3 tRNA genes and 1 rRNA gene are annotated in these 464 nt (G+C 48.1%); all 4 read right to left on the bottom strand.

The window, feature by feature from the left end:
• Window positions 1-15: 15 nt before the first annotated feature.
• A tRNA-Lys gene (locus AAEO50_RS21290) sits at window positions 16-91 on the bottom strand.
• 27 nt (window positions 92-118) lie between these two features.
• A tRNA-Thr gene (locus tag AAEO50_RS21285) sits at window positions 119-194 on the bottom strand.
• 91 nt (window positions 195-285) lie between these two features.
• Window positions 286-361, bottom strand: a tRNA-Val gene (locus AAEO50_RS21280).
• 13 nt (window positions 362-374) lie between these two features.
• A 5S ribosomal RNA gene (rrf, locus tag AAEO50_RS21275) occupies window positions 375-464 on the bottom strand; the annotation flags it as partial.

The raw sequence follows: 464 nt of genomic DNA, 5'->3' as shown, positions 1-464 counted from the left end.
TTTTGCAAAAATCTATGGTGAGCCATGAAGGACTCGAACCTTCGACCCTCTGATTAAAAGTCAGATGCTCTACCAACTGAGCTAATGGCTCATAAAAATATGAGATTAAAAACCAAAGTGGTGCCGGCAAGAGGACTTGAACCCCCAACCTACTGATTACAAGTCAGTTGCTCTACCAGTTGAGCTACACCGGCATGTTGAGTTGTTTATCTTAAAACTTAGTTTTGGAAACATTGTAGAGAGTAAGGAAGGATATTTTGCTCCGCTACGCTGCGCAAAAATCCATGGTGGAGGATGACGGGATCGAACCGCCGACCCTCTGCTTGTAAGGCAGATGCTCTCCCAGCTGAGCTAATCCTCCGAAATATGTATCCGCCTGGCGACGTCCTACTCTCACAGGGGGAGATCCCCCAACTACCATCGGCGCTGAAGAGCTTAACTTCCGTGTTCGGCATGGGAACGGG

Source organism: Rossellomorea oryzaecorticis (genome assembly GCF_038405515.1).
Classification (GTDB): Bacteria; Bacillota; Bacilli; order Bacillales; family Bacillaceae_B; genus Rossellomorea; species Rossellomorea oryzaecorticis_A.
This window is presented reverse-complemented; position numbering and strand designations above follow the sequence as displayed.